This is a genomic window from Microbulbifer variabilis ATCC 700307, from assembly GCF_000380565.1.
GTDB lineage: Bacteria > Pseudomonadota > Gammaproteobacteria > Pseudomonadales > Cellvibrionaceae > Microbulbifer > Microbulbifer variabilis.
In genome coordinates this window covers 66,529-92,143 of record NZ_AQYJ01000025.1, presented here as the reverse complement: position 1 = coordinate 92,143, position 25,615 = coordinate 66,529, and the positions used below count along the sequence as shown (strand labels likewise).

The 25,615-nt window shown below is 47.4% G+C and carries 20 protein-coding genes; 10 read left to right on the top strand and 10 right to left on the bottom strand.

Going from position 1 to position 25,615, the window contains the following annotated elements; translation table 11 throughout:
- Positions 1 to 145: 145 nt before the first annotated feature.
- Positions 146 to 1,090, bottom strand: a complete 945-nt coding sequence (locus tag G367_RS23450; RefSeq protein WP_020412825.1) for a M15 family metallopeptidase — start codon at positions 1,088 to 1,090, stop codon at positions 146 to 148.
- A 275-nt stretch (positions 1,091 to 1,365) separates the two neighbouring features.
- Between G367_RS23450 and G367_RS0109165 the strand changes: the two genes are divergently transcribed.
- A complete protein-coding gene (locus G367_RS0109165; protein ID WP_020412824.1) occupies positions 1,366 to 3,039 on the top strand; it encodes a BCCT family transporter in 1,674 nt (557 codons plus the stop codon).
- A gap of 56 nt (positions 3,040 to 3,095) precedes the next feature.
- Here the strand turns inward: G367_RS0109165 and G367_RS0109160 are convergent, their stop codons facing one another.
- From G367_RS0109160 to betB, 4 genes are all read right to left on the bottom strand, one after another.
- Positions 3,096 to 3,809 (bottom strand): TorF family putative porin, encoded by a 714-nt coding sequence (locus G367_RS0109160; RefSeq protein ID WP_026305027.1) that lies wholly within the window; start codon positions 3,807 to 3,809, stop codon positions 3,096 to 3,098.
- 63 nt (positions 3,810 to 3,872) lie between these two features.
- Complete coding sequence (locus G367_RS0109155) at positions 3,873 to 5,090, bottom strand: choline transporter (RefSeq protein WP_020412822.1); 1,218 nt, start codon at positions 5,088 to 5,090, stop codon at positions 3,873 to 3,875.
- Positions 5,091 to 5,213: 123 nt separating this feature from the next.
- Positions 5,214 to 6,887 carry a choline dehydrogenase gene (gene betA, locus G367_RS0109145; RefSeq protein WP_020412820.1) on the bottom strand — a complete coding sequence of 558 codons (1,674 nt, stop codon included), beginning with the start codon at positions 6,885 to 6,887 and terminating at the stop codon, positions 5,214 to 5,216.
- A gap of 12 nt (positions 6,888 to 6,899) precedes the next feature.
- A complete protein-coding gene (gene betB / locus G367_RS0109140; RefSeq protein ID WP_020412819.1) occupies positions 6,900 to 8,363 on the bottom strand; it encodes a betaine-aldehyde dehydrogenase in 1,464 nt (487 codons plus the stop codon).
- Between the two features lie 574 nt (positions 8,364 to 8,937).
- On the opposite strand from betB, the gene G367_RS0109135 reads away from it, so the two are divergent.
- The 4 genes from G367_RS0109135 to G367_RS0109120 all read left to right on the top strand — a co-directional run bounded on the left by G367_RS0109135 (position 8,938) and on the right by G367_RS0109120 (position 12,583).
- Entirely contained in the window at positions 8,938 to 9,495 is a 558-nt protein-coding gene (locus G367_RS0109135; protein WP_083922700.1) for a MarR family winged helix-turn-helix transcriptional regulator, read from the top strand.
- A 194-nt stretch (positions 9,496 to 9,689) separates the two neighbouring features.
- Positions 9,690 to 10,754 (top strand): FAD-dependent oxidoreductase, encoded by a 1,065-nt coding sequence (locus G367_RS0109130; protein WP_020412817.1) that lies wholly within the window; start codon positions 9,690 to 9,692, stop codon positions 10,752 to 10,754.
- A gap of 326 nt (positions 10,755 to 11,080) precedes the next feature.
- Positions 11,081 to 11,890 (top strand): MipA/OmpV family protein, encoded by an 810-nt coding sequence (locus tag G367_RS0109125; protein WP_020412816.1) that lies wholly within the window; start codon positions 11,081 to 11,083, stop codon positions 11,888 to 11,890.
- A gap of 258 nt (positions 11,891 to 12,148) precedes the next feature.
- Positions 12,149 to 12,583: a MarR family winged helix-turn-helix transcriptional regulator gene (locus G367_RS0109120; RefSeq protein WP_020412815.1), complete on the top strand. Its 435-nt coding sequence runs from the start codon at positions 12,149 to 12,151 to the stop codon at positions 12,581 to 12,583.
- 216 nt (positions 12,584 to 12,799) lie between these two features.
- Here G367_RS0109120 and G367_RS0109115 read toward each other — a convergent pair whose 3' ends face one another.
- The 3 genes from G367_RS0109115 to G367_RS0109100 all read right to left on the bottom strand — a co-directional run bounded on the left by G367_RS0109115 (position 12,800) and on the right by G367_RS0109100 (position 19,227).
- Positions 12,800 to 15,037, bottom strand: a complete 2,238-nt coding sequence (locus G367_RS0109115) for a multicopper oxidase family protein (protein WP_169337103.1) — start codon at positions 15,035 to 15,037, stop codon at positions 12,800 to 12,802.
- A 407-nt stretch (positions 15,038 to 15,444) separates the two neighbouring features.
- Positions 15,445 to 17,928, bottom strand: coding sequence for a radical SAM family protein (locus G367_RS0109110; protein WP_020412813.1), 2,484 nt, complete (start codon positions 17,926 to 17,928; stop codon positions 15,445 to 15,447).
- 294 nt (positions 17,929 to 18,222) lie between these two features.
- Positions 18,223 to 19,227, bottom strand: a complete 1,005-nt coding sequence (locus G367_RS0109100) for an AraC family transcriptional regulator (protein WP_020412811.1) — start codon at positions 19,225 to 19,227, stop codon at positions 18,223 to 18,225.
- 117 nt (positions 19,228 to 19,344) lie between these two features.
- Here G367_RS0109100 and G367_RS0109095 point away from each other — a divergent pair, with 117 nt between their 5' ends.
- The 4 genes from G367_RS0109095 to G367_RS0109080 all read left to right on the top strand — a co-directional run bounded on the left by G367_RS0109095 (position 19,345) and on the right by G367_RS0109080 (position 23,009).
- Positions 19,345 to 20,688 (top strand): flavin-containing monooxygenase, encoded by a 1,344-nt coding sequence (locus tag G367_RS0109095; RefSeq protein ID WP_020412810.1) that lies wholly within the window; start codon positions 19,345 to 19,347, stop codon positions 20,686 to 20,688.
- Positions 20,689 to 20,701: 13 nt separating this feature from the next.
- Positions 20,702 to 21,670: an SDR family oxidoreductase gene (locus tag G367_RS0109090; protein ID WP_020412809.1), complete on the top strand. Its 969-nt coding sequence runs from the start codon at positions 20,702 to 20,704 to the stop codon at positions 21,668 to 21,670.
- Position 21,671: 1 nt separating this feature from the next.
- Positions 21,672 to 22,499 (top strand): SDR family NAD(P)-dependent oxidoreductase, encoded by an 828-nt coding sequence (locus G367_RS0109085; RefSeq protein WP_020412808.1) that lies wholly within the window; start codon positions 21,672 to 21,674, stop codon positions 22,497 to 22,499.
- A 300-nt stretch (positions 22,500 to 22,799) separates the two neighbouring features.
- Positions 22,800 to 23,009 (top strand): cold-shock protein, encoded by a 210-nt coding sequence (locus tag G367_RS0109080; RefSeq protein WP_020412807.1) that lies wholly within the window; start codon positions 22,800 to 22,802, stop codon positions 23,007 to 23,009.
- Positions 23,010 to 23,094: 85 nt separating this feature from the next.
- On the opposite strand, the gene G367_RS0109075 is transcribed toward G367_RS0109080, so the two are convergent.
- Complete coding sequence (locus G367_RS0109075) at positions 23,095 to 23,973, bottom strand: LysR family transcriptional regulator (protein ID WP_020412806.1); 879 nt, start codon at positions 23,971 to 23,973, stop codon at positions 23,095 to 23,097.
- Positions 23,974 to 24,094: 121 nt separating this feature from the next.
- On the opposite strand from G367_RS0109075, the gene G367_RS0109070 reads away from it, so the two are divergent.
- The gene (locus G367_RS0109070) at positions 24,095 to 24,868 is read left to right on the top strand and encodes an FMN-dependent NADH-azoreductase (protein WP_020412805.1); all 774 of its coding nucleotides are present in this window, start codon (positions 24,095 to 24,097) and stop codon (positions 24,866 to 24,868) included.
- Here the strand turns inward: G367_RS0109070 and G367_RS0109065 are convergent.
- On the bottom strand, positions 24,795 to 25,583 hold the full coding sequence (locus G367_RS0109065) for a CLCA_X family protein (RefSeq protein ID WP_020412804.1): 789 nt from the start codon (positions 25,581 to 25,583) through the stop codon (positions 24,795 to 24,797). The two genes, G367_RS0109070 and G367_RS0109065, sit on opposite strands and share 74 nt — an antisense overlap.
- Positions 25,584 to 25,615: the final 32 nt, after the last annotated feature.

Sequence of the window (25,615 nt, the reverse complement as noted above, 5' to 3'; positions counted from 1 at the left end):
AATTGCCATTTGATACAACGCTGCCTGGATCTTCTAGCTTGTATTATAAAGGCGTGATATTTTGCGATTCGTACCTCTAAGATGACGTCTTAGATATGCTACTAAAAATATGGCGCCAATTTAGCCGCTATTTACCACAGTTACATTATTGAGAACCAAATGCAGGCGTCACCCGATCTACACAGTATTTTCTGAGGTGAGTGGGGTTATTGATAAGCGTGTTCTCTTTGAAACACTGATTAAGCAGGCTCACATACTGGTTGAATAGCAGCTTTGCTTCCTTTACCGGTAAAGAAACGAGCCGGTTAATAAACTGGCGGGTACCAACCTGGAAGTGCATATAATCAATCGGAGCATTCCAATCTCCTCCCCAGACAGCAAAGCCATGCTTGGCAAAAACTGTAGTTATATCTTCAGACATTCCTTTGCGTATCGGCTTTCCTGCCCGGTATTTTGCTCGGTTTAAATAACCCTCTGTTGCATCCTTCGGGATTACCACTGCTTTTGAGTGTTTATCTATATGTAGATAGGGATTCTGTAGGGGGTTGATATCAATGGCAACACCATAAGCATGCTCAGACCACTTATTTCCGCCGGTGATGGGCCGGGAATCAAAGGCGAGCGTGTTATTCATATCATCTGCAAGACGCTCTTTCTTCGTGAAATACTCAATTGGTATTGCTGATTCTATCGGAAAATGCAATTGGTATAGCTCTGTAAAAAGATCCAATACTTCAGCGGCAACGACATCAAGTACAATAATTGCCCCTTTTTCAGGGGTCTTAATAGTACTTGTTTGATTGATACTTGTGGCACCTTTATTACTACTGGTTGCATTACTTTTTTCTGTCGGGTTAGGTAAGAGTGGATAGAAATTAAAAACTACTCTCTTTAGACGTCCACAGCCGATAGGAGAATCACTCCTGATAACTTGCCTATATCCCATTAGCTCACAATCCTTTTGGGAGACATCATAAACACCTATTTCGGATTCAGGCCTGAAGTCATAGATATCAATATCGCTTAAAGGACTTTTTGTACACGCCCACAGAGCTAAGCCAAATAGAATGGTGATCGCCAATTTATACATATCGATCCTTCTCTTTTATTTTGAAATATTTAACTTTCAAAGCTGTTTGAATATGTGCCGATCTGTGTTTGGTAAGGAAAGTTAGTAGTGAATTTCGCCATATGAGTGTCATATCAGTATACTTTTTGGCATCACATTGTCTTCCTAAAAGATTGGCGTATTAATGTTCGGTAGTGTTGCGTAGGGGGTTTATAAAAGGCTCAAGTCATAATAGTGATACTGGTGTATGTTATTTTTCTTTTGACCACCAATATCAATTAATACGGAGAGATTTATTGAATAGGGGATCGGAAGATCTAATAGACTGGCCCACCTTTTTGGGCGCTCTGGCAATATTGCTAGTGACAACACTGCCTCTGATCTTATATCCCGAGGCTGGCTCTATGTGGCTCTTGGCAGTGAAAGACCTGGTAACAGAAAAGTTAGGTGTTTTTTATCTTCTACTTGGCATAGGGGCGATGCTGTTTGTGCTATATGTCGCATTTAGCGATATCGGCCGGATAAAACTGGGAGGCCAAAAGGAAGCTCCAGAGTTCTCAACTGTGTCCTGGGCTGCCATGCTGTTTTCTTCTGGCATTGGCGCTTCGATTTTATATTGGTCGATGGTTGAATGGATCTACTACTACCAACAGCCGCCGTTCCAAGTTCAAGCGAGTTCAGTCGAAGCCGCCCGTTGGGCCGTTTCTTACGGAATTTTTCACTGGGGGCCATTAGCCTGGTCCATTTATTTGATCCCTGCGGTGCCTATTGCTTACTTCTATTATGTACGCCAGCGTAAAGTCCTGAAATTTAGCCAAGCACTTGCACCTGTGCTGGGGGAGGGGAGAGCTAATGGGCTTATTGGCAAGGCTATAGATATTTCCCTGGTGTTTGGGATGCTCGGAGGTGCCGCTACGCGACTTGGTATTGCTGCGCCGCTGATTACTTTGGGGCTTTATAAGATATTTGGCATGCCTACCGGACTGGGGGCTCAGATTGGCGTACTTGTGATATGTGCACTGTTGTTTGGCTATAGTGCCCTTGCAGGTTTGAAACGGGGAATTGGCGCACTCTCGAACTTCACTATTTTTCTGTCCCTTGCACTGCTATTCTTTGTATTTGTCGTTGGCCCAACGCTATTTATGCTTAACAGCGGGCTGGACTCTCTGGGCAGGGCCCTGCATAACTTTTTGCAGATGGCCACTTGGACTGAATCCTTCTCTCATTTCCAGCAGTTTCCCAACACCCGTTTTCCCCAGGAATGGACCGTTTTCTATTGGGCTTGGTGGCTGGTTTTTGCGCCGAGTATTGGCCTTTTTATTGCGCGTATTTCCCGAGGCAGGACCATCAAGGAAATGATCCTTGGTTCAATATTATTTGGCACTCTCGGATGCTTCTTGTTCTTTATGGTGCTGGGCAACTACGGGGTTTACCTGCATTTCTCAGGTCAGTTGGATTTGGTGCAAATGTTGAATCAGCAAGGCGCTAATAGCACGATCTTTGCGATTTTGGATACGCTCCCGGCAAGCCAGTTGGTTGTGCTGCTATACACACTGATCGCACTGGTCTTCACGGTTATTACTTTTGACTCCATTTCTCACATTCTTGCGGCCGTTGTGCAGAAGGAGGTCGATGGCGAGCCTCTTCGGTGGAATCGAATTTTCTGGGCATTTGCTCTGGCAGTAATGCCAATTGCCTTGCTGTTTATCGGTGGGCTCGAAGCACTGCAGGCCGCAAGTATTATTGCCGGTGTACCTTTACTGCTAATCGCACTTTTACTTTGTATCTCAATCGTCAAAGTTGCCCGGCACGACTTGGCTTTACATCCGGCCTTGGCTGAAAAGGAAATCTTTTTAGAGGGCCTGCAAGAAGAAGAACACCGGAACTCAAATGGGGCGCCTGCGCAAGAACAAGTGATGATGAAATCTGCTGAGAAGCTCGGCAAGGGCAGTGAAGGGGAGTTGCCTTAGGAGTTGCCTGGCGAGGAATCCCGGGGCCGTTTTAGGCCCCGGCTTGCATTCTTAACTTAAAAGTTAAAAGTGCGGGCAACAGAGAAAACAATACGTTCGTCGGCATTCTCAGAATCGAGAGTAGTGTTTTCTGCTGCAACATTGAGGTCGAAGCCGTTCAGGGAGGTCATGTACTCTACACGGTAGTGGTTGTAGGCTTTTTTACCTTCCCAGGTCCAGTTATCTTTATTGACGCTGGTGGAGCGGTCAGCACTGAAGCGAATATTGTGACCCTCTGCAAGCTCAAAGGTATGGGCCAGCATCATAATGTAGTGGCCACCACCCTGGCCAAAGTAATCCCAGCTGTACCAACCGTTGACTTCGGAATCGCCCAATGCAGAGCTGTAGCCAAACTTGGCATAAGCTTCCGGGTAAGCGTACTCTTCAGAGAAATCATTATCACCGTGATAGGTGTAATAAGCGATTCCGGTGTCCAGGCTCACTTTGTCGGTAAGCTGCATGAACTTACCTGCGTAGAAGTCCCACTCCAGGTTAGTGTCATCACCTTTGCCAAAGTCCACGTTGGAAGCCCAGGTACCAACATACCAACCGTTATCAAAGCCGTAGTCCAGGCTAGCCTGCAGTGCTGGGTCATTCTGGGTCTGGCTAACACCGTTAAAGGTGTAGTCGGTGGTCAGATTTACAGTAGAAGACAGCTCTGCCTGGGATTGTTGGGCAAGTACCAGTAGGGAAGCACAGGTCAGTGCAGAAAGTTTCAACGTCGATTTCATTGTTCAATTACCACTTATTTATATTTTGTAGCCCCCGCCAAACCAGGCGGGGGATTTCAACAGTTAGCTCGCCAGTTCGATCTTGTTAAAGTCGACTTTGTTTTCTTTAGGCGAGGAGTCGATAGCTGCTACCGCTCTAAAGCGCTTCACCAGGATGTAACCCAGACAGCAGAAGAAGATGCCAATCACCAGAGCGCCGATCCACTGGATTTGCAGGAAGTCCAGCTTGAACAACAGGGTGAGCAGGCTCATTGCAGCCAGGTTCAGCACGAAGTACTTCCACTTGCCCAGACGCGCAACGGTCATGCCCAGATTATCGGTGTACAGGCGAATCAGGGAATCCAGCGAGTTGATCACGAAAGTGATGCCGACAATCACCATGGCAAGGTTGTAGAAGCCGCTGGTATCCAGGCCTTGGCTGGAGTAGTAGTAGAGCACGGTGAACCAGAGTGCGATGGGGATAGATGGGAAAATCAGCATCGCCGCCAGCACTTGGTAAGTGCGCAGGCCGCCCACAAAGCGGGAGGTAAACTGGCCGATCATAATGCTCCAGGCAAACCACCAGAACAGGTAAAATTCGTGGTAGTCATTCAGAGGCAGTACGAACTGGTGGATATTACCGAAGTAACCGCCGAGCAGCGCAAAGGTGGAAGCGAAGTCGCCAACGCTGCCATTCTCACCGGTAAAGGCGCCTACCCACATGACCGCGATCAGGCCAATAAACATCCAGGTAGTTGCCAGGCTGAGGAAGCGCACATAGCGCAGGCTGGTAGATGAGTAGACCGCAGCGGCGATCACTGCAAAGACGATCAGGTAGAAGGTACCAACGATGGTTTCACCATCGCCAACTTGTGGCAGGTACCAGGGCAGGTTGCTGAGCAGCAAGTAGGCGGTAAAGGCGCAGGTTCCGATAATCACTACATTGTTGATCAGTTTTACTGGGCCCAACTCAAAGAATTTAACTTTGGGCTCGATAATGCAGAAGTAAAAACAGGTGAGGAAGTAGAAGCCCCAGATCAGGAAGGCCCAAAAACCAAACTCAATCGCGAGTGGGTTGGTGAAACCATATTCTGGGCTATTGGCTAAGTCTGCGTAGCCTCCGAACTCGGTGAGGGGGAACATGATCAGGCCTACATCGAGGCCGGAGGTGAAAAGGATCGCTATAAAAGTGAAGGTTTTGACCGGGGTTACCCCGACCATCTTCACATTTCCCCATTTAATCAGCGAGAAAATTATTGCCGTGAAGGTAAACAATAATCCCGCGGAAAGCCAAGCTGTCATGCTGAGTCTCCAGCTAGTTATTGGTATGCCGGCGCCCCCAAAGGGCATTGCTGTGCGAGATTTGAATATCCCCGTCGCGTTTGAAGGGGGCAGTCAAATCTCTGCCAGAGCGCCGACGTAAATTCAGCTCACAGAGCGCGCAGGGCGGCCAGGTCGCTGAGTGCTGGTAGCCTTGGTCGCTACCGGTGCCTCGGAGGGCGCCAATACGGGGCGCCCTAAAATCAGGTCAGCAGCCCGCTCCGCCACCATAATGGTGGGCGCATTCAGGTTGCCGTTGGGAATGGTTGGAAAGATGGAGGAATCTACAACTCTCAAACCCTGCAAACCGTGTACACGGGTTTCCGGGTCTACCACTGCCATTGGATCAGTGCCCATCTTGCAGGAGCAGGATGGGTGGTAAGCACTCTCGACGGATTCCCGTACGAAAGCGTCAATTTGTTCATCAGTCTGGATATCGGTGCCGGGCTGGATTTCATCGCCTCGGTACTCGTCGAAAGCCGGCTGATTGATAATCTCGCGAGTCAGTCGCACACAAGCACGGAAACCCTCGATATCCTCTTTCTCCTGTAAATAATTAAACAGGATGGAAGGGGATTGCTTGGGATCACTGCTCACCACTTTGACCCTGCCGCGACTCTTGGGCTTGTTGTGCCCGATATGTACCTGGAAGCCGTGGCCATCGAAAGCTTCGCGGCCGTCATAGCGCATGGCTGCCGGCAGGAAGTGATATTGCAGGTCCGGCCACTCCACGTTTTCCTTGGAGCGAATAAAACCGCAGGACTCGAAATGGTTGGTGGCTCCGAGACCATCCTTCTTCAGTATCCAACGAGCGCCGATCAGGAATTTATTCCAGGGGTCGAGCTTGCCATTCAGGGAAATCGGCTGGTTACAGCGGAACTGGAAATAGAATTCCAGGTGGTCCTGCAAGTTTTGGCCGACGCCGGGGAGTTCGTGTTGGAGTTCGATACCGGCTTCTGCCAGTGTGTCGGGATCTCCGATTCCGGAGAGCTGAAGAAGGTGAGGGGAGCCGATGGGACCTGCGCTGAGGATGACTTCCTGCCGCGCCTTGAATTCCAGGATCTTTCCCTTGCGTTCAAGTTTGACTCCGACTGCCCGTTTACCTTCCAGAATCACCTTATGCACAGTGGCGTGGGTCAATACCGTCAAATTGGGGCGCTGCATGGCCGGTTTCAGGTAAGCGTTGGCGGTAGACCAACGCTTACCATCTTTTACCGTCATATGCATGGGACCAAAGCCCTCTTGCTGCTCACCGTTGTAATCTGCGGTGTAGTCGTAGCCAGCTTCTTTGCCAGCTTCGATAAAGGCTCCATAAAGGGGGTTGGCCATTTCGTTGCCGTTATTGACCCCCAGTGGACCTTCGTCGCCACGGTAATCGTCACCGCCGAAAGCCCAGGTCTCAGAGCGTTTGAAGTAGGGTAGACAGTGGGCGTAGTCCCAGCCTTTGGCGCCGTGCTGTGCCCACTCATCAAAGTCTTTGGCGTGCCCGCGCACGTAAACCATCCCGTTAATCGAGGAAGAGCCACCGAGCACCTTGCCTCTGGGGCAATGCATGCTGCGGTTGTCCAGGTACGGCTCTGGTTCAGTCATAAACTGCCAGGCGTACTTGTCGGTATTCATGGGAATGGATAGTGCGGTGGGCATCTGGATAAAGATGCTGCGATCGCTACCCCCGGTCTCTACCAGGAGGACGTTTTTATCTTCTTGGGCAGACAGGCGGTTGGCCAGAACGCAACCGGCAGAGCCGGCGCCGACAATGATGTAGTCAAACTCACTCATACAGGGTACCGCTTAAAATGGACTTTCCAGTGGTGCCAGGCCCACATACACCGCTTTTAGCTGGGTATAGTGGTTCAGGGTCGCAAGTCCATTTTCGCGTCCGATTCCGGACAACTTGTATCCGCCCACCGGCATTTCTGCCGGGGAAGCGCCGTAGGCATTGATCCAGCAGATACCCGCTTGCATCTGGTGGATCACACGGTGGGCGCGAGTGATATCACGGGTAAATACGCCGGCGGCGAGGCCCAAACGGGTATCGTTAGCGCGACGGATCACTTCGTCTTCATCATCAAAAACCAGTACCGACATTACCGGGCCGAAGATCTCTTCGCGGCAGATGGTCATATCGTCATGACAGTCGGTGAATACGGTGGGACCAACGAAGTAACCGTTAGGTGAATTCTCCGGGGAGAGGGTGTGGCCGCCGCAGAACAAAGTCGCGCCTTCCTCTTTACCCTTGCTGATGTAGTCCATCACCAGTTGCTGGTGCTTGGCAGAAATCAGCGCGCCAAAGTTGGTGTCCGGATTCATCGGATCACCGGCAATAATGTTTTGCTCAACACGCTCTTTCAGGCGAGCGAGGAACTGATCGTGGATGCTGCGGTGTACAAATACCCGGGTACCGTTGGTGCAGATTTCACCCTGGGTGTAGAAGTTGCCCAGCATGGCAGCAGAAACAGCTTGCTCCAGGTCGGCATCATCAAAGATCACCAGCGGGGACTTACCTCCTAGCTCCATGGTGACTTCTTTCAGGTTGGAAGCCGCTGCGGCCATTACTTTCTTGCCGGTACCCACTTCGCCGGTAAAGGAAACCTTGGCGATATCCGGGTGGTTAGTCAGCCAGGCACCCACGGCGCCATCGCCCTGGATTACATTGAAGACACCGGGGGGCATGCCCGCTTCAATAAAGATTTCAGCCAACTTCAAAGCGCCTTTGGGGGTCTCTTCGGAAGGCTTGAAGATCATGGCGTTACCGCAGGCCAGGGCCGGGGCGGCTTTCCAGCAGGCGATTTGTAAGGGGTAGTTCCAGGCACCGATTCCGGCGCAGATGCCCAGGGGCTCGCGGCGGGTGTAATAGAAGTCATCACCGACTTGCTGCTGATTGCCCTCAATGCCTGCGGCCAAGCCGGCAAAGAATTCGATGGAGTCGGCCCCAGTCACCACGTCGACAACACTGGCTTCCTGCCAGGGCTTGCCGGTATCAGCCACTTCGATAGCTGCCAGTTCGTCGTTGCGCTCGCGCAACAGTGCTACTGCTTTCAGCAGGATGCGACCGCGTTCGACCGGCATCATCGCTGACCACTGGGCAAAACCACGCTTGGCGCTCTCGATGGTTTCTGCGAGTACCTTTTCGTCGGCAACCTCAACCTGATAGCTGACCTCGTTGGTAGCCGGGTTATATACATCAAAGCACTCGCCGCTCTCATTCGACAGATAGCGGCCGTCTACGAAATTCCGTTGTTTGTCCAGTGACATCTGTCTCTCCATACTGCTTTAACAGAGGGTCAGTCGGTTATTTGTTATCGATGGGGCAAGGCGGAAAACGGTAAATGGCCGCCCCGTGAACCTTTAGTCATCGCAAAAAAATGGGCCGGTCTGACGTAGACATTTGTCCCAAGTCGTCAGGCTCCAGCCCTGGCCCGACGGTCAAATATCGGGCGATATGGCACAAAATGTAACATATTTTTAATTTGAACTCTAATTGTTGGTGTTCTAAGTAATTGCGAGAGGGTGTTGAATCCCGCTCTATTTTCCCGGAATAGCCGCTTATATGTGGTTTTTTCACTCTAAATAATCCACATGGGTAGACTGAAAATCTTATTTGAACTCTATGAAAGTTCTGTCTGATTTTTAGCCACATTTTCAGAGCAAGGTCTATGATAAGCCTGGCTTTGAAGAGAGCTTATTTGACGAAGTAGGGCACAGCGAGGGATAAATCTAGCGGTCTGGAAGTTCCAACTAGCAAGGGCTGAAGAAGTGCTTAGCGATCCTCAAATGCACCTATATAATCCCAGCTCAACCCGCCGAGGCACTTGATTGAGAGGTAGTTTTGAACAGTATTGAACAGGTGTTAGTCGCGCTACGACGTGTAATAAGAGCAACCGACTTGCACTCCAAACATCTTGCCAAGACTACCGGGCTGACAGCCCCACAGGTGCTACTGCTACAAACCATTCGCAATAAGGGCGAAGTGACAATTGGTGAGCTTGCTAATGAAGTGAGCCTTAGTCAGGCGACAGTGACCAATATATTGGATCGCCTGGAAAAAAGAGGCTTCGTTTACCGCCAGCGTTCCCAGTCGGATAAACGTAAGGTTCATGCCTATCTCACCGAGCAGGCCGCTGAAACTTTGCGAGACGCCCCAATCCCCCTACAAGACCAGTTTACTCGACAGTTTGGTGACCTGAAGGATTGGGAGCAAAGCATGATCATCGCATCATTGCAGCGAGTTGCCCAGATGATGGACGCTCAGCATATCGATGCATCCCCCGTACTGGATATTGGTGTTTTAGATCGCCAGGGAGCCGCTATGGACAAGCCAGGCTCAGCTCTGGGATATAGTGAAGCTCCTGATGCAGGGGGAAAAACACAGTCAGAATCTGTTTAGTACACCCTGAGTAACTAAACCCCGAGTAACTAAGCCCTTCCATTTATAGATAACAGCAATCGGTTCGTACAACCGATTGTTGAGACTGCCCAATTAAAAAATTGTCTAAGCTTGCATCAATTGGCTCTTAAAGTTGATTGGGACGCGTTTGTATCGGCAGCTGTCTCAATCCTATTTGATGGCAAGTGGTGAGTATGGACGTATTAATTATAGGTGCGGGTCCCACCGGGTTAACAGCTGCGACAGCTTTGGCCTCCAAGGGAATCATTTGTCGTGTTGTAGAGCGTAAAAGTGAGCCCTCAGAGTTGTCTCGTGCCGTTGGCATAATGCCGGTAACGATTGATGCTTTGAAATCCCTGGGAGTTGCAGATGCGTTTCTGGCAGAAGCCATGCCATTGCGAAAGATGCATGTCCTGCGCGATGAGAAGACTCTGGTTTATCTGGATAATAGTGGAAACGAATATAGAGACCGGGTTCCGCTGGGGCTGCCTCAGAATCGAACGGAGGGTATTTTAAGGGATGCCTTGATGGATAAAGGTGTACAGGTGGAATATGATCTTTCTGTAACGAAAATCTCTACCAGTGCAGACAAAGCAGAAGCGCATTTTTCAGATAATACCAGCGGTGAGTTCGACTGGGTTATTGCGGCAGATGGTATCCAATCTACCGTCCGGGAGCAGCTACAGATCGGATACCCTGGAATAGATCTACCAGGAAAGTGGTCTATTGCGGATGTAGATATTGTTGGAGATTTTGATTCCGAGGAGATTACTCTTGATCTCTATGGTAGAGATTGCCAATTTACATTAATCCTGCCAATTGAGAAGTATCGTGCCCGTATTGCCTCATCAACTGAGGACGCTCTGGGAAATATGCGATTACCGCTGAATATTGGCAGTGTCCGGCGCACCGGAACCTTTCAAATTTCTATCAGGCAGGCGGAAACCTATCGTAAAAACCGCGTTCTATTGGCTGGCGATGCTGCCCACTGCCATTCTCCAGTAGGCGGGAAAGGGATGAACCTGGGTATGGCAGATGCTATTGCTGCCGCAATGTCTATAGTCTATGGAAATGTTGGTCAATATTCTTATACGCGTCGTAAGGTGGGCGCTTCTGTTGTTAAGAAAACAGAAATCGCAAGATACCTGATATCCTCTGAGAACCCGCTGGCAAAATCTTTATTTTGGTTCTCCGCCAAATGCATATCATCTATACCTCCTCTCCATCGCGCATTTATGAAGCAGTGGACTTCAGTTTAAGTAGCAGTTCTCTGATTGTGCGAAGGTTAAGTAAATATGCCAGCCAGCCTTAAGATTTGCTGAAAAAAATTTTAAATTTTGCCTGTTTGGGTTGCCAACTTTTGTGAAGGCCGCTAAAGATCGACCTATACACAATTTAATATGCTAAGTGCATCTGGACCTGCCCATATCAATAATCAGCAAAAATAGGTATTGGACTTGTATTCAGGTAAACAATTCTTAACGATGAACTTGCCTTGGAAGTGACGCTGGTTGCGAAATGTTCACTTGCGATGGATACAATGCTCACATGGATTTGCAACTAATAATAATTAAGGTATCAACTCATGACAATTACGCGAGATAAGTGCAGACATTTTTCAACTTCGCCGGCCTTTCGGACCTGCTTCGTACTTTGTAGCGCGATTCTGTCACAGTCCGTTTGGGCCAAAGAAGAAGTTGAACAGTCCCCAAGGCAGGCTGAAGCCGGCTATTCGCTGGGGATTGGTGCCTTTAGTTCAGAGTCTATCTACGTAGGGGGCGAGAGCCAAAATCGCATATTTCCTTTGCTTTCCGCCCATTATAAACGTTTTTATTTCCAGGGCTTTGAGCTAGGAGCTAATTTGTATCGCAATCACGGAATTAATGTGAAATTCGGGGTTGGGGGCGACTTTGTAGGCGATAAAGACCGCGGTGATAGTGATGAACTCGCTGATATGGAGGAGTTGGATATCGCTATCCTTGCGCGTTTGTCTATGGAGTACCGCGGCTCAGTGGGTCTTTGGAAGGTGGGATTGTCTCAGGATATTAGCGGTATCCACGACGGATACAGTCTATCTGCTGGCTACAGCCTGCCTTATAAGCATGGAAATTGGATTATCAAGCCTGAATTAAATACCAGTTGGCAGAGTGAGAAGACCTTGGATTATTACTATGGCGTGAATACCGATGAAGCCACTTTAAATAGGGCTGCATATAAAGCGGATGCCGGCATTGTCTCTAAATTAGGCTTGCAAGTCGGCTATGGCTTTACTCCCAGATTGATGCTATTGGGGAGAGTTCAACATGCTTGGTATGGTGATGAGATTAGTAATAGCCCTATAGTGGCAGTGAACAGTGCGAGCCAGGTTTCACTTATGTTGAACTACTGGTTTTAGGCATACTCTTCCGGGGCATATTAGTGCTATCTAACGAACCACCTCTTTGAAGGAGGGTCAGATTCTGATTATTCGGCCGCTAATACTTCCTGCAAATTTACTGGTGTTTTACTCTGCAATATCTTCTCTAAAACAATCTGGTTGATATATGTCATCTATATTGAAGCGATTGCTGCTTGTCAACTAACGGAGTTAAGGAATAATGGAGCCGGGTGCTTCGCACCTGCTGTACTCACCATTGAATATGGAGTTGTGCCAATGGCAAAAAACAGAACGGTTCATGAAGCTGCATTTCGTTTGAGCTATGACTTAAGCTTGCAGATAGCCCCGGAACTTGGCCGCCTGAGCATGAAGCTTGCTCCCCAACAACTGAGGGCCATGCGGCAAATTTGGACTAAGGAAGAGTCCACCCTGGCTGAACTGAGTGCTACGCTGAAACGCGACAAAGGACAAGTCACCCGACTTGTAGATGAACTTTGTAGTCTGGATATGGTAAAGAGAGTACCCAACCCTAATGATGGTCGCAGTAAGTTGCTAAAACTTACCAAGAAAGGTTACAAATTCTTCGAAACCATAGAAGAAATAGAAGCTGAATTCTCACAGCAATTAACTAAAGGTATTAGCAAGGAAGACTTGAAAGTATTCTTCTCAGTAGCTGATCAACTTTCAGAAAATTTATGCAATGCGGGTTAAGCATGTCATTTGTTCTTATGGAAGACTTGCTTGATTGTGGAGTTGAGTGTCGCTCCAAATAGCGGGATTTCTAAAAAAGAGCGTCACAATTGCGACGCTCACTATGTAAAAAGTGTTTGTATATTGCTTAATAACATATACTTAAGAAATCATGCTTGTCAGTCTCATTTATCAGTCAGTCGGAACGCCACGTGACCGCCATCCATTGATCTATTCTTACATCTTTCTCTTGGTGAGTTCACAGGTGAGGTGGCTGCCTGCATCGCTGGTTTTCAAGCTTTGCTTGAAACTCTTGGTGTAGAAAGGCCAGGTCGGCTCGTCATTTTTACCTAAGAGAGTTTCAAGAAAGCTGAAGTTTGAATCCTGCTCTCTCGAACTCAGCGGATAAGGAATAGGTCTTTTTTTATCTCCTAAAGTTCTGCCATACATTTTCATAGGGCGCATCATGTCGTAGTCCTCATGGGACAGCAAATGACAATGCCACACATACTCTCCGTTAGTACAATCGATTCCCGTACAGTCAAAATTTGCTTTGATCCGAGTAACATAGCCAGGAAGAGTGATGACAGTGTCTTTACGGCCGGACTCATTGGGTTGGGGCAGCACCTCGTCCCCCGTAAGCTTGAATGTTAATGGGTTGATAATCGCGCCAGTAATCAATTGTCCGAAAGGATCAGAGGGGTCCACTTGCGGCCTATCAATCAGCTCGTAAAGAGCTTGCTGCCGGTTCAGTATATCGAACTCTACGAGATGTACATGAATCGGATGTGCTGCGCGAGTAGTATTGTGGAACTCCCAGATTTCTGTTGCACCTACCTGGACGATCTCTGTTAGCGGATCCTGAAAAGAGAGGCTGCCAAATTCAAAAGTACCTAGCATAAGCAAGCTGCGGCCGTGATCTAATGTGTCCCCCTCGTTGTCCGAAACTCGAAATAGAGATAGTCTCCGGCGCCGGTCGACTACTTGAGGCAGGATTGGCGGATTGCCTAGTTGAGTATCAGCGGATAGGTTTAAATTCCCTATGCAGTTAGGCTTACAGTCTTCTTCAAAATAACGGTCTCTCTGATCAAGATCATTCCCTACATCGAAGCGCAAGATATCCCTGGCAACCTCTGTAGGCGGAGCTATTTCATCGTCTTTCCTAAGCAAGAACCAGCTTTCATCTTTCTTAAAGACCAGCAGTTCGGTCTGGCCGTTTGGAGCTGGCAATTCGGGATTAAAATACCCCTTAAACATGCTATCAGCCCCCTCATTGCGCAAGAAAACACGACTGCCTTTATAAGGCGAAAAATCCACCAAAATATCATACCGCTCAGCTGGAGACATCACCAGTTGATCGACCTTGGTAGGATGCTCTAATAACCCTCCATCAGACCCAATTACATAAAATTCCACCGCATCATTGGATTCAGTTTCAAACTTAAACACATAGGTTCGCGTATCTGATGCGTTAAGCAAGCGAAGTCGGTATACCGTAGGGCTTACCTGGTGCTTCGGCCATACCTTCCCATTTACCAAGATAATATTGCCAAAGAATTCATCGAGAATCGTTGGGTTGGGCCATTCCGGCCGTATGTCAACATTGGGAAACGGTGATAAGGGTTCACCATGTACCCCTGGGTAGTAGAGTTGTCCGTCAGTGCTAAACAGTTTGTCCTGCACCATAATTGGGATAGTATGTTTATCATCTGGAAGCCTTCCTTCGGCAATCAACTCCTGTTCATTGTCATCTGTAATTAGATAGAAGCCAGCAGTACCCGCATAATTATTGAGTCGGGTGAGCCCAACTGTGTGATCGTGATACCATAATGTTGTGGCATCCTGAGTATTCGAATAATTGTAGCGGAAGTTATCAAGATCAAATGTTTTCCCTGTAAATGCAAAATTCTTTGTGTACCAAGCTTCAGGATGACCATCACTGCGAGGTTCTGTATGCCCACCATGTAGATGAATTACAATGGGGCGCGCATCAGGATCTTTCCGGACTACATATGGAACATGTATGGAAGTGTCAACAGGGAATAAGTGGGGTCCTTGCAATTTATTATCGAAGGCAACAGAAATAGGGTAACCTTCTTTCGCTAGAAATGTTGGGCCAGGGGAATGTACCTCACTCTCTCCCTCCAATCTGAAACCGTAGACTGTTGCCTTGGGGAACACCTGATTGGAGCCATCACAATATTTTAGCCCCAAATCAGCCTGAGTCTTTTCAACGGCAAGGTTGACTCTATTGAAAGGCGGTATAGCGTCACGAACATCAATAGTGGCTGGGATTGGTAGATCATTCTCAAATTTGCAAACTTTTTCGGCTTTTACCAGCTTAGTCTGGAAATAAGTGACTTCGTTACTCGTATCGCCGTCACTCTCATCCACATTCGCAGCCCCGAGACTACTTACTAAGAGTGAGCAGGCCCCAGCAGCTACCATCAGTAAACGTATATTTCCTCGTCTCATGAATTGCCTCTCAATATCCATATTCTATGTACAATGTTGGCGCCGGTGTTTAATGCGTTGTTCCCTTAATTACCTATAAGGCCCTTTGTTTTTCATGTGCAGGTAAGACCTGACGAATTAACTTCGTCTATTTTCGACTCTGACGTATCCATGGTTCAAATTGGTGATCTTTATGGTTCTCAGGTTTATGAATAACACTAGCAGTAGAAATTCTAAATCTGAAATTTTCTTTAAAAGAAAAGAAAAAAATTAAGTAATTTCACCTAATTTGTCACCCTATAATATGCCATTAAAAAATTCGCATCATTAATCCAGATGCATGTCAGTATTGCTAATTTCTAGCGGTTGAAAAAGGCCGCCTCTTTACAGCTATTTAGGCGGCCTTTGTCAGGTCAGTTTTTCTGCAGTTAGACCGCTAGTGCTGCAAAAGATACTGTTCGGTCCATACCTGCCAAGTACTTTTGGGGGCTTAATTCACCGCCGCTGACAAATAGCTCCAGTTTTTTGATCAACTCTGTTTCACTCAGTTTTTCGGTGCCTTTTACACCATCTGCAAGCACAATACGGCTACCAGAGGGCGGCATCAGGCGATCTAGAGCAAGATTATACTTTTTGAGTGCACCTAGAACACCATCCTGAGTGAAATAGCTGCCCTTACCAGAAAACTGGATGCCAGCTCGTAACGTTTCTAATTTTCCTGATGAGCTTTCAGGATTAGAAAGAATTGATTCTGCAACTTTGCCAATGCCTGGAGCGCCAATTACTCTAAGTCTCCCGCCATTTTTTAGCATCTTACGTACCCACAAGAGTACCTCGTCACGGCTGAAGGCTTCAAAAATAAGCCCATCAAGCCAGACCGCATCATACAAATCTAACTTACTTGGGGCAGCTACGAGAAGTTGCTGCTCGAGACGAGTGAATTTGTAATTACTAAATTGAAATGCTTTTAACACATCCTCAGCGATAACACACTGGCCTCGTCGCGGGCTTAGGATATGTACCGATTCATTGACTTCTGCGAGAAAGGGGGCCCAGACTGCAGGGACTCTTGCAAGCATCAACACTTTACCAATGTTATGGAATCCATGTTGAAAGACTGAGTACCTGTAATAATCAATCCCCTTTGTGTATGGTGAAATTGGTCTTTGATCGGGCAATGAACTTTTGATGCTCCAATCAGGTAGTGGAGACTTTACAGAGTCAAGTTTGCCACATAGCTCTACACCAGATACTTTGGCTACAATCTCATAATACTTTTTTTGGCTTTTCAGCATTATTGAACGTTTTTCTTTGTCGTTCTTTAAATGCCTTTTATCAGTTGACTTGCATAATGTGCAAAAAGGTACCTCCTCAGGTGTACCCATTGTTTCTCGCAGATGCTGCATATAAGGGTGATTCCACATGTTTTTTTCGCTATGGAAGTCCTTGGCGTTGGTCCATTTAAATTTTGGTAATTTCCGGAAAAAGTTACAGCAGACTTGAGTACGTTCAAAGATATCTATCTTGAGAGCTCTCCATGGGGCCCAGCAGATAGGAATTAGGTTCTGGTTCTCAAAAACAGACCACTCGTAGCTGTAGGACACACCATCACCAGTCTCCGCCATAGCTTCCAGGTCACTGTTACTTACCACTACCTTTGCTAGGTTTAAGCCTGTCGCCTGAGGCATGGAGACCATGACTGGCCTGATTTTGGGTTTACTCGCTCTCAATGCGGCATTGGCAGTATTAACTTTCTTGTCAATCGGTTTCTTGGATAACCTGTTGGTTATTACTAGCGACTTTGGGGTATTGCTCAGCATGCCTGGTACTTTATGACTGCTGGGTGTGATGTGATACTCTCTATCAGTAGCTACGATTGAGGGGTTATTCTGCTGTGGACATACTCTATCGCCTTCTGCCGCACCAAGCAGTTTCTTCAAACTAGGAAGAGCTTTTGAAAGTGCAATGCCGTGGATAGCGCACTCTTGTTCAAGCTGCCGGAAAACATAATCTGCCCTATGAGGAATCTTGAAAATACTGGCTTCCTCAGTCAGCAATTGGTTGCGGCCATACTGGGGTGGCGGAACCATTGGATTAACGTTCAAATCCTTGAAGCCAAACCTGCGTAGCAAAGCTGGTAATTCCGGAAGTTCATCAAGGTTGCCGCTATGAACAACATATCCAGCCCTTAGCCATGGGCGCTCTCTGCCGTGTCGTTGCTTTAAGTCATTAAGTCGATCCATATTGTCTACGAACCGCTCCCACTTTAATGGGGCCATGGTCCATTCATAAGTTTCCTTGCGCGCGGCATTTACCGATACATAGAGGTATGAAAAATACTGCGCGACAATATCTGCCACCTCTGGACGCATAATTGAGCCATTAGTGACAGACCCTAGAGACAAATATGGTGCAGTTTCCCTAAGCTGTTCCAGTATCTCCAGAATTTTTGGGTGGGCAAAAGGTTCACCAAGTCCTCCGCCATTGGGCCTGAAAGCACGACAAAATTTAAGCCAGTTGGCTTTTTGAAATTGATCAAATGACAGTTTCTGATTTGATACCCGTTCAGGCAGGTATGCACAAAAGTTGCACCGGGCGTTACAGATGTCAGTAATACTCGCACTGATACTGATTGGAAATGATGAAACTTTTCCAATACCCAGTGCAGTTTCCCAGGCCGCAAGTATCTGGTTGGCTTCAATCAATTCAAAACTTGCTTTGGCATCCTCGGCCACAGCGTCCTCAATAAAGCTCTTCCAATCTTCGTAATTTCCCCTCAAGGGTGGAAAATTGCCATAAGTTCTGGTCCGAATATCTTTATTGATGGCATGAAATCGTTTAATAAAAGGATCAGTTGAGTTGTAATCACCTAAGTTGCTAAATTGCGCCCTAGAAAAAATTCCGCCTTTCATTGATATCGAACTCCTTACAAAAAAAATCTAGTGTTCGAATTTTGATCATAGCCTCTGTGTAGTGGCCGGGTCTTTGTCGGATAAAGTGCCGCTTGTGTTTATTAACTATTCTTGGGAGGTTAGATTTAGCGCTTTCAATGGAGATGTTTGTAGCGCCTGCTCTGGTTAAACGGAATGATCGGGATATAGCCGCCCAAATATGGAGCGCGCCCTTACTTTTGAGGGAGTATGAGGAAGAAATTGGCTACAAGAAGGCCAGTATTAGTGAACAGATCGGCTTCTACTATTGAAGAATCAAATTGTCTTGTGTTTAAGACTCTGTCTATAAGAGCCAGGAGAAATGCTCTCCCAGCGCCGGAATGCTTTACCGAAGGCACTTTCATCGGAGTATCCTAGGGTCGAGGCAATTTCGACTATTGTTTTTTCCCCTTCTTTAAGCCATTGTTTCGCATAGTGACTACGCACTTCATCCTGAAGAGCACGAAAGCTGATCTGTTCTTCCTGCAGCTTACGACCCAAATGTCTAGGGCTTAGGCAAAGATGCTTGGCGACTTTCTCACGTGTTAAACCTGGGGCCTGCTGAAGTAAAAGTGTTACCTTTCGGTGTAGGGTCTTTGCGGCAAACGTCTGTAAGAGAACATCTGCTTTGGGTTTTAAGCAGGCCACGACTTCTTCATCCGCCGCGATTAACGGTAGAGCTAAGTCTTTAGCTGTGAATTGAATCGCTGATACCTTGGCATTGAACTCAAGTGGTAGTTGTAAAAGTTCCTGATAACATTGCTGTAGGGCAAGGCTAGGCGCAGGGTACGAGAGAAATAGTTTGAGGGGTTGAAACTTTCCGCCAGTCAAGATTCGTGTTTGAGCAATACAAGCAGTGAGCACTGTTTCTACACGGATTTTTGCAAAGCTTAAAAAGCTGGGGTGGTAACACAGGTTTACAGCAAATGCATCGCGACGCATTTCAAAGTGACCACCTTCGCCCAGCAACGGGTGGTAGGTAATCAATTGCTCTATCGCCTCTCCCAAATTTTTTTGGGTCATCAGGAGGTAACCCACTAGGCCGATTTGGCTCGCTTGCATGGCAAGCCCAAGCCTTACCCCCAATAAAGGGTCGTGATAACTCTCGATTACCGACTCCCACAACAGGTCCTGCAGGTAAATTGGAATACGTTCTTCCTGGTTTATTTGGGACAGTAAGTTGCTCGCTCCCTCTGGTATGGCGAGACCCAAGCTGGTCAGAGCCTCGAATAAGGCCCTGGTATAGTTAAGGTTTACACTTCTGGTGTCGGTCAAATCCATCAAAAATGTCCCAAATTAACCAGTACATGCCCGATAATGACGATCTGTAATTGATTTGTCACGGTATATTCCTTTTATCTTGGCGCTATAACGAATAAACAGGGAAAGGGAGCTGCCGTGAAACCCTATGCAGTGATTGGTGCCGGTCCTATGGGCCTTTGTACCGTTCGAAATTTACTCAAGCATGGAATCCCTTGTATTGGCTTTGAGCTGCACAGTGATGTCGGGGGGTTATGGGATATCGATAACCCCACCAGCACAATGTATGAATCGGCGCACCTTATTTCCTCCAAGAAGATGACCGAATTTGCTGAGTTTCCGATGGGGGAGGGCGTCGCTGACTACCCAAGTCACAGGGAGATGCGTGATTACTTCCGATCCTATGCGAGAAAATTTGGTCTTTATGGCCATTACGAGTTCGACACAGAAGTCTTGAGATGTGAACGTAGCGGGCCAAACTGGCTGATTACCACTCGTAGAAAATGGCAAGAAAGAACTCGGGAGTTTAGCGGACTACTCATTGCCAGCGGAACTTTGCACCACCCCAACCAGCCTGAACTTCCGGGCCAATTTGCTGGAGAGTTACTACATTCTGCGCAATATCAGTCCTCTGAAATCTTTGCCGGGAAAAAAGTCCTGTTGATTGGCTGTGGTAACAGTGGGGCGGATATTGCTGTAGACGCAGCACATAGAGCGAAAAGCGTTGATATCAGCCTGCGCCGTGGCTATTACTTTCTGCCGAAGTACATTGCCGGCAAACCTATCGATCAGTTAGGCGGCAAACTACAGTTACCTCTCTTTGTTAAGCGGCGCCTTACAAAGGCGCTGATCCAATTTTCATTGGGTCGCCCATCTCAATACGGCTTGCCAGAGCCTGATTATCAATTCTTTGAATCTCACCCAGTAGTCAACTCCTTGCTCCTGCATCATATTGGCCATGGAGATATCAATCCCAGGCCTGATATCAAATCAGTCAATGAGAATAAGGTGAGATTCGCAGATGGAAGTTGCGGAGCGTATGACCTGATCGTGCAAGCTACCGGTTACAAATTGCATTACCCGTTCTTGGATAGCAGCGAGCTGAACTGGGGTGGTCATGCACCAAGCCTCTATCTGAATGTATTCCATCCGGAGTCCGACAACCTCTTTATGATGGGTATGGTAGAGGCGGCTGGATTGGGATGGGAAGGACGCAATAAGCAAGCGGAACTTGTTGCACTTTTTATTCGTCAGTTAATTTCTGGCGCACCGTCTGCTAGTAGATTTAGGAAAATCATCCAGCAGAGATCGGCAAAACGTGTAAACGGCGGTATACGTTATCTGGAACTTGAGCGCATGGCGTATTATGTACACAAAGACGCCTATTTAAGGGCACTCAGAACACATAAGGCAGATTTACAAAAAGATCTCCTACCACAAGATGAGGTTTTCTGCACAAGCAGGCCAGAAGCAACTTCCTGATAGGAGCCTCAAAATGAACAAGCGGATTTTGATTACTGGGGCGGCGGGATATATAGGTCTCCAGCTTGGGGAGCAGTTGAGTAAGACTTTTCCTGTGACCGGGATTGATATCCGAACTAGAATCGCGAGTTTTCCAATTCTTGCTCATGATATCTGTGATAAAGACCTGGGTAAGATAATTCAGAACGAATCTATAACCCATGTGATTCATCTAGCATCAGTGATGGCTGCGGGACGTGACCACGCTGCTGAATACCGTATAGATGTGGAAGGCACAAGAAATGTATTGGAGGCCTGTCTCTACGCGGGAGTTGAACATATCACTGTAACAAGCAGTGGCGCCGCCTATGGTTATTATCCGGATAATCCACCCAAACTCGAGGAACATCACCCTTTGAGGGGGAACCCTGAATTTGGATACTCCAATAACAAGCGCAAAGTTGAGAAGCTGCTGGCTGAATACCGTGAGCGGTATCCGTATCTCAAGCAACTGGTATTTCGCGTGTCTTCCGTTTTAGGTGCCAACACCAATAATAAGATCAGCGCACTCTTTAGCCGAAAAGTACTTCTGGACCCCGGTGGGCATAATTCCCCCTTTGTCTTTATCTGGGACCAGGATGTGATCCGCGCACTCACGCTTGGTGTGAGTACTGGGAACAGTGGCATATTCAATCTAACCGGTGATGGCAGTCTCAGCCCCAAGGAAATAGGTCAAATTCTGTCCAAACCACTGATGAGACCACCAGTATGGCTGATAAAAGCGGTTCTCTGGCTGGGTTACAGCCTCCACCTAACGGATACCCACCCAGACCACGTGGCCTTTTTACAATACAGGCCGGTACTGGATAATCGCCGTTTAAAAGAAGAGTTGGGGTTTATTCCGGAGAAGACTTCAAAAGAGGTTTTTCACCTGTTTGCAGAAAGGGCACTCGGCATAGTAGCACTCTCCAGTAAAACTCCCTTGTCTGTGGAGGAGAGTTGAGATGGACACAAATCAGTCGGAAAATTTACAGAAGACTTTTGTGATTACAGGGGCTGCCGAAGGCTTGGGTTGGGCGATTACCCTGTGCCTTGCAAAAAAATATAGAGCTGAATTTGTTCTGGTCGATATTTCAGCTGAAAAACTTCGTCAAAGAGAGGCCCAACTCAGGGCTATCGGTGTTCGAGTCAGGATATATACCGTTGACCTATCAAACTGCTTGGCATTAGAGGAGCTGGCTCAATCCTTACGGAATGAGCATTCAAGAGTCGATCTGCTGGTAAACAATGCTGGCATTACACACCGAAGCCTCTCTACACAGACGTCCAGCGCGGTTATTCGCAAGGTGATGGCGGTGAATTACCATGTCCCGGTAGAGCTTACTCAAGGCTTGTTTACGGAGCTAAAAGCGGCATCAGGCTGTGTGGTAAATATCAGTTCAATGGCTGGATGGATGCCGGTATTGGGGCGGGCGGGCTATTGCGCAGCCAAGAGTGCATTGCACCAGTATTTTGAGGTATTCCGTGAGGAAGTGCGGAACGATGGAGTTAGTGTATTAATGGTTTACCCAAGTTTCCTGGCTACAACGATTGAGCAGAACGCTTTAGCTGGAGATGGTGGGCAGGCGCGGCACCAAAGGAGCACCGTGGGAGCGGTGCGTAGCCCTGAGTGGATGGCCAATCAGATTATGACGGCATTGGAAAAGGGCAGGGAGCGTTGGTTTCCAAAAGATATAAGCCTGATTGGAGCCTACTTGTACAGGCTGGCCCCGATGACCTTTCTCAAACAATTAAGAAGGCGTTTTCGTATGGAGCTAGGTAGCACTCCCTAGTGAGAGCTCTCTAGGACACAGAGTGAACTATAGCTAGAGCGGAAAATCTTTAAAATAGGCCATTTATAATACAGCTATTGAGTTATCTGCTTCATTCCTATCCTTAATTTCTATTTTTATAGACACGAGTTAGCTCTAGGTGCTACTATCCCGATAGCTGGTATAAACGCCCAGTTTTTATTTTAGTTCAACTCGTGGTTTTAGTCATAATCCTTCGTTCTGTCTCTTTTAAATTCTCAGTTTTTGCCCGCTCGACCAACAGGTCAACTATGATCAATTTATTTTCTCAGGATATTTATTATGTCTAACACAACGACTGGTACTGTTAAGTGGTTCGATGAAGCCAAAGGTTTTGGCTTCATTGCACAAAAATCCGGCCCCGATGTTTTTGCACACTTCAGCAACATTGCCAGCAGTGGCTTTAAAACATTGCAGGAAGGGCAAGCTGTAGAGTTTACAGTTACCCAGGGTGCCAAGGGCCCTCAGGCAGAAAATATTATTTGCCTCTAAATTTTTAAGTCTTATTGCTTTTTAGTGATGGCTTGTTTATCGCCCTTTCGAGCTTTGCTCGTAAGGGCGATATCGTATACATAGTTTATTCTATTTCTTCAAGTAGCCAATCAAGAAACACACTAACCTGCTTGTTATTTATATTGCGGTCTGGGATTACTGCGCAGTATGAAAGCCCTTCAGCCTTTTGCTTTGTAGCTGCTGCGCTTTTATATGGCACCAACCATTCGTTCTGTAAGGCATTCTGAATCAGTAGGGAACTGACTAATGCAATCCCCTGGCTCGCTAGTGCGGCTTGTATGACATGATACTCCTGATCATATTGACGAATGGTAAGGTTTTTATTGAAGTCGCCAAGTAAGGATTTCCAACTGAATGGGGTTAAAGATTGGTTGATCCATTTGGTTTCTAATAGCTGCGCCTGCTCGAGGTCGGTTATGTTTGATAAGTAGTTCCGCGTAGCATACATACCCACTGATTCAGTAATAAGCCTTGTGCTATTTTTGGCTTTTGGATCAAATTCACCATAGCGAATAGCTACATCAATGTGTCGGTCGCGCTCAATATCATCTATCTGTTCCCCGGTCGAAATGGATATCTCGATACCAGGATGCTTCTGATAAAAGCGCTCCAGGTGGGGAACCAGCCACAGTGCAGCAAAAGATGAAGTTGTACTGACAGCAATCACACTATTTGAGTTAGCGATTTCACCTATTGCTGCGGCAAGTTGCTGAAAAACTCGTGAAGTTGTTTCTGCGAGTAGCCTTCCTTCTTCTGTTAATTGTATTGCGCGGGTTTTACGCTCAAACAGCTGGCTGTCTAGCGTTTCTTCCAGGCTTTTTATCTGATGGGATACTGCTGTAGGAGTGATAAAGAGTTCCTCTGCAGCTTTCTTGAAGCTACCGAGCCTCGCAGCTGCATCAAAAACCTTTAAGGAATTGAGGGAGGGTAGGCTTGGATACATGGACTACTCTTCTTTATAGATGAAATTAATTCATCTATAAAGAAAAATATCTCATTTGTCAAGAATGCTTATAGACTGCACTATCGCTGGACCAAATGATGAATTTTTCGAGGTCTAGCAAATGAAAACCCTTCTTCATATTGAAGCCAGCGCCCAGATTTTCGGGACTATTCAGGTGCCGGAGGAGTATAGGGACATACCAAAACACTCCTCTATCTCCAAGGCCGTTGCCGCAAGTTTTGTGAAGCGTTGGCTTGGGCTAAGACCAAAAGATAAACTCATCTATAGGGATGTTGGTCAGACCCCGCCAGGATTCATTACCCAGGATTGGATTGCCTCTGTATTCACTCCAGAAGATCAGCGTAGTGAAGAGCAAAAATCGTTGGTTACATTATCGGATACTTTGATCAATGAACTCGACCAGGCGGATGTCATAGTAATGTCCTCCCCAATGTATAACTACGGTATGCCGGCGGCTTTAAAAGCCTGGTTCGACCAGGTGATACGCATCAACAAGACCTTCACCTTTGACTTGGCCCGTGGAGACTATCCGCTTGAGCCCATTATGTCGGGGAAGGTTCTGGTGCTAATTACTTCTGCCGGAGAGTTTGGCTTTGCAGAGGGGGGAATACGCGAGAACATGAATCACTTGGGTCCTCATATCAGGACACTGAGCCATTACCTGGGGGTCGATCAAGTCCATGAAATCAATGCGGAATTCCAGGAGTTTGCGGATGAACGGCATCGAAATTCGGTAAACCAGGCTTTATTGCAAAGTCAGTCATTGGCCGAAGAGCTTGCTACTAAACTCAAAAGCCAACTTACTCACTCTCATTCAACTCAGCCCAAAGCGCTCGCCCTAAGAGAGCAAAGTATTGCTCAAATGCAAGATTGATCTGCTGGCGCTGGTGTCCTATCGGGTAGAGGCCAAGCTTGGCCTCTTTACTGGCCTTTGAGCCCGCCACCAGAAAGTTGTTGCTGATACTGGAATCCTGGATAAAGGCCTCGAAGGCACGGGCACAAAGTTCAACTGGCTCACTGTAATAGATGGAACCGTTTGCCTTATCAGCCTTTACGGATGCAGTAACCAGATCGCTGGGATTGCTGCCTTCCTCGTCTAACATAATGGTTTTAAAGCAAGCGAAAAGAAGATCATTTAGCGGGTGGGGTTCGGGAGTCGCACCGCGGAGCCAGGCGTCTGAGGCATACATACTTTGAGAAGTATCACTGAATGCCTTCTGGGCAAGGTAGTGATCCAGCGCGTGGAACCATTCGTGGGCGATGGATCCGGGTCCGGCGTTTTTAGCTAGTGAAAAGCTACGTGCAGAAGGGTCATAAAAAGCGGACATGCCTAGCCGACCGCCGATTCCATATTGAAAAGACAAGCTGCCTCTTAGGGATATAAGTGCTTCTGGCCCCTTGAGGATGGCCATTAAATCAACAAGGGCATCGTAAAATAGGCCCGCAGCTCGATCTCGCTCTTTATCGGTTACCCAGCGCCCAACTGCTATAGATCTGAAGCCAAAGCGCCTTCTGACATCGGCAAAAGAGACCAGTGAATTATCCCGCCGGCTGGGGCCTTGGCGATAGAACTGTCGGGACAACACCATAGTGGATTAGGGCAGGGGTCTATTGGGGAAGT